Consider the following 9,660-nt stretch of genomic DNA (forward strand, 5'->3'; position numbering starts at 1 on the left):
AATTAATTCGTAATTTGTATTATGGAATTGTTAAAAGAAATAACGGAAAAAGATCTAGGCATTAGTGAGGAAACGATCAGCGAGACAATCAAATACAAAGTCCGCCGGGCTGCTCGGGCGGTGGTTTTGGATCAGGAAAATAAGGTGGCAATAGTGTGGAACGGTAAAGAAAAACACCATAAAATTCCCGGGGGTAAAATAGAAGAGGGCGAAGATATTCAAGAAGCGCTGCGGCGAGAAATAAAAGAAGAGGTTGGTTGCCAAGCGGAAATGATCGGGGAGGTGGGTTGCATTGTAGAATTCAAGAACAAATTTGAAGAATTGCATTTTTCTTATTGTTACTTGGCAAGAATAAAAGGCGAAAAAGGAGAACCGGAGTTTACTGAGCAAGAAAAAGAACATGGTTTCCAGCTTAAATGGGAGTCATTGGACGAGGCGATAAGTTTGTTCGGGAATGATCAGCCCGATGGCTATTGGGGTAAATTTATGTGGCGGCGAGATTTTGATTTTTTGCTGAAAGCCAAAGAACTATTAGATAATGAACAGAAAAATAAGCGACCATTGGTGGGTGTTGGAGTGATGATCCAGAATAAAAAAGGCGAAGTATTGATAGGACTACGCAAGAGCCAACACGCTAATGGCGAGTGGAGCTTCCCGGGCGGGCATGTGGAATTCGGGGAAAGGATTGAAGAGACAGCAAGAAAAGAGGTCTTGGAGGAGACCGGACTAGAGATTGAAAAAATGGAATTGATTTCGGTGGCTGACCAGATGCGCTATATAGAAACAGAGGGCAAACATTATTTGAATATCGGATTTAAGGGAGAGTATGAGGGTGGAGAACCAAAAGTATTGGAACCGGAAAAATGCGCCGAGTGGCGGTGGTTTTCACTCGACAATCTGCCGACTCCCCTGCTAGAAGGGACGGAGCTAGTGATAAAAAATTACTTAAAGGGGAAGATATATTAATAATAAAAAATTAATAGAAATAAAAAGGGAGCTACGCTTGTAGCTCCCTTGGTTCATGGGACGATGCCGGTGTCACTTTTTTTTGACGACGGGATTTTTGCGCTTTACCGTCAGAGTCGTGACCTTGCGGGAGTCCAGAACCTTTTTACATTTTGACATCTTACTCACCTCCTCATTGTCATTGTTGTTTTTTTGTTCACGCCGGATACCTTCCAAGCGGGAATAAAACTTGAGATCGATTTGGTCCGTATGGGTATTTACTTAGGTTTTCCACCGCCAACCAGGTATCCACGACTCTTTTTAGAAGATCCGGGTTCATTTTAGAAAAAAGTCGTTGGGCTTTTTGTTTGAAGGATTTATTTTGAACCGCAGACCAAGCACAATCAAGTTGTAATACCACATGGACTATACCCCCTTCGCACGAAAAATCCAAAGGGAAAAGTCTGCAGAATAGCGGTCTTTTCTCGTGGATAGAACAGAGCCCATTTTCTCTCCACGGGCAAGGGGGTTTATAGATCTCAACGTCTATTGGCCCCTCCAAGAAAGGGTTGATAAATTTACTCTCGTTGACCTGCAGAATTTCAACCCCTGCCTCATAAAGTGGCTCTTCTTCTTCTGGCATGAGCCAAATATAGCCGCGACAATCATCGTGGGTGCATGACGAACAGGCTCGACTAATGCCACTCAATAAAACATCCAAGGCTGCATACAATTGATCAAGATTTGCTATCATGTCACCACCTCCCTTACGGCTCCAATTTCTATCAGCTTGCTGACGAATGATCGGAACTCCGGCTCTTCAACTTCTTCAGAGAAGCGCCCCACCAAAATCTCCTCTGCACATTGCCCAGAAGAAATTAGGAATCGGATAATTTCCGTAGCGGTTTCATCGATACGAATCGCCTGATAGCGGGTTATAAGATAAGGAATACGGTGAAATGTATTCAATATAGTATAATTATCCACCATCAGCCGCCGATATGGTTTTGGGAAGGTGATCGGTAATGCTCGACGTCGGATTTTTCTCAATGGGTTGGGTGGGCTGTTAAGGCCCCGGACAGCATAATCAACGCAAAATCCACACGCTTGACTGCAATCAACCTTACAACCGCAGAGGCATTCTGACAAAACCGGGCAAGACCGGCACGGTTCTGTGACCCAGGACAGATCCCGAAACTCTTGAAGCTCCTTGCTCTGCCATATCGCCTCAATGGGTTTTAACAGAACATTACCATAAACCTTTATTGATTGATTGCAGACACGGACATCGCCGTCCGGATTGACGGCCGCAAAGGTTATCCCTGCTCCACAGTCAGAATGCATGTTCTCGGTGATCAGCCTCGGGTCTAGACAAAAAGGAATGGCAGTACCAAAGCCGACCGGCATGCCAAAATCATCACGCGCTTTAATCATCTGCCCTAAGGCAATCTGGAATTGCTCTAGTGAGGGCTTCAACACATTAGACATCTGGCTACCGAGACCGCCATCCTCATAGCGATCAACGAACACCGATTCCATGCCGAGCTGGCTGGCAAGCTTTATAACTTCGTACACCTGATCATAGTTCCATGCGGTCAAAACCGGTATACACCGAACATCAAAGCCATCTTGAATATATTGTCTAATATTCTCAATGGTTTTGTCGTACCCGCCAGGAAAGCGGGTATGACGTTCGTGCGTGGTTTTGTTTCCGTGAATAGGAATACCAATACAGGCGAGACGACGCGAAAGGCCCTGTAAATAAATAAGCCCGTTCGTCACAATTGTTATGGAAGAACGCCGCGCCAGCAGGTTGATGTATTGATTCAGCTTTCCGACTCCTAATAATGATGGCTCTCCGCCAATCAAATAGACGTGGGGAACCCAAGAGTCATAGATAGACTGGATGATTTTGTCCATCTTTGTCTCGTTAAAGGGTACCCCGCGGAGAGGGTTGTAACAAAAAACACATCCCGGATCTGAAGTGCAGCGATAGGTCGTTTCTATATGCACCAGATCCGGAACAGGAGGAATTTGGATTTTGAACATGTCAACCTCTCAATGTTGTGTTTTCATCACCTCTATCATCGCCTCTGTAGAATCATTCGGGGTGGCGCGATTTCTCTTTTCCTTACCACATGTAAGGCAAAGGTGAGTGATTATATACTCGCCTGAACGACTCTCCACATAAACGGGCTTCATCAGGCCATGACACGGATTCTTTCTATCGCCAGGATTATTGTCGACATGCTGGCTGTAAAGACAGCTAGGGCAATGATTAGTATATCCATTGCCGGTTATCTCCGCTCCACAGTGTCCGCACGTAAAATTTTCCCGGCAACGCGTGAACTTCTTTGCTGACAACTCTCTACCTCCATTAATTTTTTAAGGTACAATGCATGCAACTAAACATGCGTTATTTAGCAGATAATCATAAACTTATGACTATCAAAATATTTTTGCACATTATCCAATATTTGTCAAGTTTTATACTATATACTCATTTTTAATGGAACATTAGAAAAACAAAAAAATACACACAAAAAAATAAAATATTTGGTGTTTTTTACTCCAATCTTTTATTTTTTTCTCAATAAAACAATATTACTGGCTTTGGCTTTCCCTAGCTCTGCTATTCGATCTCGCTCAAACCAGCCCAAAAATTCAAACGTACCATTCAGTCTAACCAACGATATCAATTCCTGGGGAAAGATCAATTTGAGCTCGTCTTGGTCTACAAACTCAGTTTTCTTCCCGTGATCATTTATATTTAATTTGATTGTCTGCAAAATCGTCTGTTTCAATGTGTCCTTTACCCCAATCTGATAAGCAGTCATTACTGTTATTCCATCTTTTTTCATAGTCCAAGTTTGTGGTTTGTAAAATTCTTTATTATCCCAATCCAACGGCATGTTTTCTATGAGGTATAAACCACCTTTGTTGAGAGAGGCCGAAACGGAATTCAAGTGTTTTAGAAAATCATTATTATTTTTTAGATAAATGATAGAGCCCATCAAAATATAAGCAAAATCAGCCCTTTCTTTTAACTTAAAATTGGCCATGTCTTTTTGAACTTTTTTAATCTTAATTTTTCCCTGTTTTTCTTTTGCTCCCAAGTAACCCAGCATAGCAGCGCTTGAGTCAAGACCAACTGCCTTGTATCCCCTTCGAGCAAATTCCAACAATTGGCCAGCTGGGCCACAGGCAATATCTAATACTTTTTTTACTTTAATCTTGCTGTATTTTTTTATAAACTCTTCAAATAAATTTACCTGTTTTTTAATATCGCGGAAGTCAAAGGCAATATCATAATATAGGGGGTTGTTATAAATTTTACTCTCTGCCATATATTTTATTTTAAATTATATAAATTATATTAGCACAAAAACATAAATTATTATAACTAGCTTATAAATACCCGTATTGGCTCGACGCACATTGATTTGACATTAAATTCTTTTTATGTTATATACTTTGAATGCTAAACTCACGTTAAATTGCACATAAAATAAATATGAGACAAGGAGAAGTGTTATGTCCAATCTTCCTTTTGATGTCGGTGACCGCGTCATTAATTTAACGGCCGAATTGCATGATTGGCCTGATAAGAAAGGGGTGGTTGCCAAGGTTGATGGCGGTCAATTTTTAGTCCGCTACGATGATAGCGGCAATGAGCGCTGGAAGCAATACATCAACCTACGCCTATCAAATGCATGATGTAAAAGGCTTTGACCCATATGCCATGGAGTAAGGGTCTTTTTCTTTTTAAAAAACGTGTTTCAAAAAACCGCCCAGACGGATGTCGGGGCGGTCTTTTATTTTGGTTAGATCTAGTTGCCGCTAGGGATTTTGGCTAGATCGGCGTTGGTAATGCCTAGAGACAGCTTGGGGAAAACGCTCATAGCATTGGCCCAAGTGATCTCCCAGCGCTGGCCGCTAAAATCCACATACCAGAGGCGACCACGGTCCTCGACTTGGAGTAAAAATCTACCTCTATTTTGATATGCCATAGTCCTATCAAAAGACAATTTGTCATTACCGCGATTGGCTGGGTTAGAAGCAACAAAGGGATTGTAACCATACTTCACTTCTGAATAATCGCTGAAGCCATCATCGTCACTATCAACATCAGAAGAAACAGATTCTAGGTTGATGGGGATTTTGTTCAAATCATTATTAGTAATACCGGCTGCTAGAGATGGCAGGACCGACATCATATTGTCAAAGGTAACCTCGTATTTTTTATAATTTACTGGATAAATATAAAAGATACGTCCACGATCTTCAGTCGCCAATAGCAGACGGCCGGCTAGTCTTTTGGCAAAATTCGGATCGGCTTTGGGCGCTGGCAAGGTAATCAAGCCAATCGCCGCTTGGCCGATAAGAGCAGTGTCATCTTCGGTAACCAAGCCATCGCGATTTACATCAGCTACATATTTTTGATAAAGATTTAGAGCGGCGACGCTAGTGCCTTTTACGTGACCAAGTACCAAAGCGGCATCATAGGTCTCGGCTAGACCATTACCATCAACATCGCCAAATCTGACTGGCAACTTGTCTACTTTACCCATAGCATAATCAGATATCACCTCTACGTCGGTATTGTCTAAAACACTATTGCTGGTCACTTCAGCTACAGTCAATTGTGCTGTTGTAAGGGTGCTCTGCTTGGCCAAGTAGCGAGCCAAGAGTGCGGCATCATACATTTGGACTTGACCGTTGCCATCGAGGTCGCCAAGGAGCGAAGATTCATTTGTTTTTATATTGAAAGAATATATTTTACTTTCAACAGTTGTATTGTTGGCCGTGCAAACAACTTTATAAAAATAGTTGACGTTAGCTTGAAAACCAGAAATATTGTTTGTCCAATAATAGTAAAAGGTTGGTCTATCGCTTGGCCTATTTTGCGCAGCCATTTGAGTCGATGAAAAATCTTTTAAGTCTGAACTGGTACTATACAAGACATCACAATTGCTGGAAGAGCGATTCAAATACCAATTAAAAACTACAGAATTTGAACTCACAATATCAACTTTGACGTCAGTAATAATTGGATTAGTGTCATCAATTATTGTAACTGTTTTTGTTAATACATTGTTGCCTTCATTTGATTCGTCAACAACATTGTTGTAGGTAGGGCTAAGACTATTCCTATCTACTTCAACCTTCACATTGGAATAAACAGAGCTGGTGGCCAAACCCTCAAAAGAAGAAATTAATACAAGCGGATATATACACTGTCCGGCTTCAATGGGTTCAGTGCTACCGTTTATGGCTGTCTTTCCATTAACAGTAAATTCTGTCGATATCTGGGGATTAGATGATTTAGAGATCATACCACGGTTACAGACTTTAGCCCTTAATACATAGTCGAGACCACCAAAATTTCTGGCATATTCAATATCTTCAACTGTTAAATCTGGCTTGTTGGCTGACGGTACATAATTTGAATTGTACAGAACGGAGCTACCCCCAAACGTCTTTACTAGAGCACCGTCTACCCAAGGGCCAAAAGATAATGAGACAGGGGTGGTGGATAAATCTGACCACATAAATTGGCCATAATCACCCAAGGAAGTAAGCTTGACCATGCCGCCGTCTGCGTTGGTAACAGTCCCTTTGACAATGTAAGTCCTCATGCGACCAGCGGTAATAGTCTCTGGCGCCAAGAGCGCAAATTCAATTATTGATTCATTTCCTATGGTACCATTGCCTAATATTAATGATGGGTTGGTCTCTTCATATAAATAGGTGCCCGCTATACCTACGTTGCCGCCTGTCTCTAGTTTAAAACTAATCTTTTTCCAGGCGACATCACCAGCAGCGTCAGCAGCCACGGTAAACTTGTATAAAGTGGCCGTACCATTATTTAAAACACTTGTTGGCAAACTCTGCGTCATAAACGTCGGGACGGTCTTTCTGACGGTCATGTTATTGCCATAGACGTCGTTGCCAGCGAAGGTGTTAACCATGTTGGATGACTCACCAAGAGCAGAAAAGTTGTTGTCGCCATCAAAAATCAATCTTGGTTGATCACCGGAGTCAGCGCCGGCGCTGATGGTCGGAATTTCAGCTTTGACGGTCAATATGGCAGTAGAATCTTTGGGTACATACATATTCAAACCAGTGAAGTCAACGATGCCTCCGGAATTCAGATAACCTTCTTTGGTCACAGTATTGCCAGATTTGTCTTTATATTCCAAAATAACTTTATTGATGGAATCATAGTTACTCGGGTTGTCTTCCAAAATTCTAACTTTTGTTATGGTAAATGGTTCGCCAGAGGCGGTAAATTTGATGGCATTCATTTTGACGGTGGTGCCGGCAACAATGATAGCCGATGCTGGTTTGCCTCCGTCAGATGAAGTAATGGAACCAGCAGCGAGGGTCATGGCCTGCATAGTCACATCGCCGGTGGTGACCGATACACCAGAGGTGGCTGTGCCCTGCAAATCAACTACAAGCGCAAAGCTATTGGTGCCACTACCCGCCTTAATATCTGCATAAACATCAATCACTTTTGACTCGCCAGCGGCTAGATTTAAGTTATAAGCCGTGAAAACATTTTCAGTGGTATTATTAGAGGCCAAGGTGACCTTGGTTGCACCGATCTGCGTGGAGCCAGTCATCAGTTTCATGTTCTGCATGGTGCCTGATGTGGCCTGAGAAATATTGATAGTGTCAATATTGACTCCGCTATTGGCTCCGGCTGACACAACAAACGAAGCGACTTTGGCTTGAGTGGTTGGCTTGGTGAAATTCTGATTGCCATAGGCCTGGTTCTTGGTCAAAGTCAGGCTAGCCGTGGTGGTAGCACCCCCCATGGTTATATTTTTGGAGAAGCCATTATTATATTCATTTGATTCGGCCACTCTGTTGTCCCAGTCAATATTAGCGTCCACAAGATACGATTGGCCGTTCATTAGCCCAAAATATGAGGTGGGGTAACCATCAGTCGTACCGCAAAAATCTGATGCTGGCACCGAAAATGGATAGTTACTATTGTTGGAAGTGCCAGTATGGACTTTGCTGTTGGCGGTCATTTTGATGTAAAAATAAGAAGGGCTTATAGCAGTGGTCCCGATATTACAATATTTTGCTTTGAGTAAATTGTTTTCTAAGAATATGTCGGTGATTTTGAGATCAGGCTTAGCTGAAGTTGGGTCACCAACTATTTCAATGCTATAGGACTTACTATTATTATTCTCATTAACCTCATTAATTTTATTGTTTGGATCTACAGTCACAGTCAATCTATGCATACCTGGGGTATTGTACATGATGGTTCGCCAAATTTCAGCATTATTATTTGGTTGCATTATGGAAGTACCAATTACCGCTCCAGGAGCATCTATTTTGAATTCATAATCAATTAGATTGTCGTTTGGCGCGAATAAATCATCAAATTTTATATACAATGTCATGTAATTACCAACCTGTGGAAGGAAATAGGCCTGAATGTTTTGGACTATAAAGTCATGTTGCTCAGTAGTGGCGTCAAGAATACACTTATAAACCGGTTTGGTAGAAGTATAGCTACCGGTATTATAAACCCTTTTCCAATCGGTGATGGTCTCATCTTTATAATATTCATATCTCACTGTATTGGGATACCACTTTTTACAATAGGTCAACATGTTTATAGTCGAACCAGAAGTGCCGTCAGGATCTGTTTTCCAGACACCATTTTCCGTGTGTTGGTTGACCTTGCCCGGCCAGTAAGAGATACGGGGGGTGGGGTCAAGAGTGGCGGCCGGTGATACATCCACATTGACCATTAGTTTTAAAGTTTTTTCAATGCCGAAGCTACTATAAGAAACCTTAATTGGTAAATAACCATTATATTTTTTCGTTTGGCCATTCTCGGCATTTAGATATTGATCTTTCAAAACAGCCTTGAAGTTGACGTCTCCAGACGCGCCACCGCTAAATGGAGTGGTAATAATGCCATTGGTCGGGAAGCCTTCGCCATAGCCAGATACTCCAAAACCATAACTTCTGTCCGAGCTGACTTGATCTAGTTTAAAAGAAAATTCTTTATCCCCTGCCCCATCGGTCATACTGGTGTTAATTTCGCATGGCGATAATTGGTATACCGTATTGTCTAAGGTTATCTGACAATTTGTATCAGTAGATGGAGCTTTGGGTAAGACATCTAATTCAATCATCAATTTCAAGGTTTTTTCAACGCCCATGCCATAACTACCATGATAAATTTTTATCGGTAAATAACCAGAATATTTTTTAGTGTTTTTGCCATCAGCATTCAAAACATCATCCCTAAAGGTGGCCTCAATATTTACATCACCAGAAGCTCCACCACTCCCGGTAGAAGGTATAAAACCATTGGTCTGGAAACCTTCATTATAACCGTAGGTTTCAAAGTTGTAACTACGGCCTTCGACAACTTGATCTATTTTGAAAGTAACAGTCTTACCACCATCGCCGTCAATCATACTAGTCTTTATTTCACATGGTGATAATTTGTAGATGATACCGTCTAGGGTCACCTGACAGTTGGTGTCAGTAGTACCAATAATCGTAATTGTTTTGATTAAAGTATTATTATTTTCATTTGATTCTCTAATAAATCCAATCCAGCCAGATTCTGCGTTGTCAACCCAGGCCTTGATAGTAACCGGTTGAGAAAGAGAGCCAATGGTCAGATTATTAATCGGTAGTAAAACTTCAGCAGCCTCACCAATATTTAAATTA

Annotated in this window: 7 protein-coding genes; 2 read left to right on the forward strand and 5 right to left on the reverse strand. The window is 41.6% G+C overall.

Annotated elements, in window-relative coordinates:
- The first annotated feature begins 21 nt into the window (after nucleotides 1–21).
- Nucleotides 22–966 carry an NUDIX hydrolase gene (locus GYA54_02775; protein NMC51626.1) on the forward strand — a complete coding sequence of 315 codons (945 nt, stop codon included), beginning with the start codon at nucleotides 22–24 and terminating at the stop codon, nucleotides 964–966.
- Nucleotides 967–1,162: 196 nt separating this feature from the next.
- Here GYA54_02775 and GYA54_02780 read toward each other — a convergent pair whose 3' ends face one another.
- From GYA54_02780 to GYA54_02795, 4 genes are all read right to left on the reverse strand, one after another.
- Entirely contained in the window at nucleotides 1,163–1,699 is a 537-nt protein-coding gene (locus tag GYA54_02780) for a YkgJ family cysteine cluster protein (GenBank protein NMC51627.1), read from the reverse strand.
- On the reverse strand, nucleotides 1,696–2,958 hold the full coding sequence (locus GYA54_02785; protein NMC51628.1) for a radical SAM protein: 1,263 nt from the start codon (nucleotides 2,956–2,958) through the stop codon (nucleotides 1,696–1,698). The genes GYA54_02780 and GYA54_02785 overlap by 4 nt, the downstream gene beginning before the upstream one ends.
- Before the next feature lie 45 nt (nucleotides 2,959–3,003).
- A complete protein-coding gene (locus GYA54_02790; GenBank protein ID NMC51629.1) occupies nucleotides 3,004–3,309 on the reverse strand; it encodes an RNHCP domain-containing protein in 306 nt (101 codons plus the stop codon).
- 215 nt (nucleotides 3,310–3,524) lie between these two features.
- Entirely contained in the window at nucleotides 3,525–4,292 is a 768-nt protein-coding gene (locus tag GYA54_02795; GenBank protein ID NMC51630.1) for a class I SAM-dependent methyltransferase, read from the reverse strand.
- A 187-nt stretch (nucleotides 4,293–4,479) separates the two neighbouring features.
- Here GYA54_02795 and GYA54_02800 point away from each other — a divergent pair, with 187 nt between their 5' ends.
- Entirely contained in the window at nucleotides 4,480–4,662 is a 183-nt protein-coding gene (locus tag GYA54_02800; GenBank protein ID NMC51631.1) for a hypothetical protein, read from the forward strand.
- Nucleotides 4,663–4,775: 113 nt separating this feature from the next.
- Here the strand turns inward: GYA54_02800 and GYA54_02805 are convergent.
- On the reverse strand, nucleotides 4,776–9,660 hold a 4,885-nt coding region (locus GYA54_02805), incomplete at its 5' end, for a hypothetical protein (protein ID NMC51632.1).

The organism is Candidatus Kuenenbacteria bacterium (assembly GCA_012797775.1).
In the GTDB taxonomy this organism is placed as follows: domain Bacteria; phylum Patescibacteriota; class Patescibacteriia; order UBA2196; family GWA2-42-15; genus JAAZMX01.

Coding starts and splice junctions, on each gene's coding strand:
- GYA54_02800 (NMC51631.1), top strand. CDS start 4,480: ATGTCCAATCTTCCTTTTGATGTCGGTGACCGCGTCATTAATTTAACG.
- GYA54_02795 (NMC51630.1), bottom strand. CDS start 4,292: ATGGCAGAGAGTAAAATTTATAACAACCCCCTATATTATGATATTGCC.
- GYA54_02775 (NMC51626.1), top strand. CDS start 22: ATGGAATTGTTAAAAGAAATAACGGAAAAAGATCTAGGCATTAGTGAG.
- GYA54_02780 (NMC51627.1), bottom strand. CDS start 1,699: ATGATAGCAAATCTTGATCAATTGTATGCAGCCTTGGATGTTTTATTG.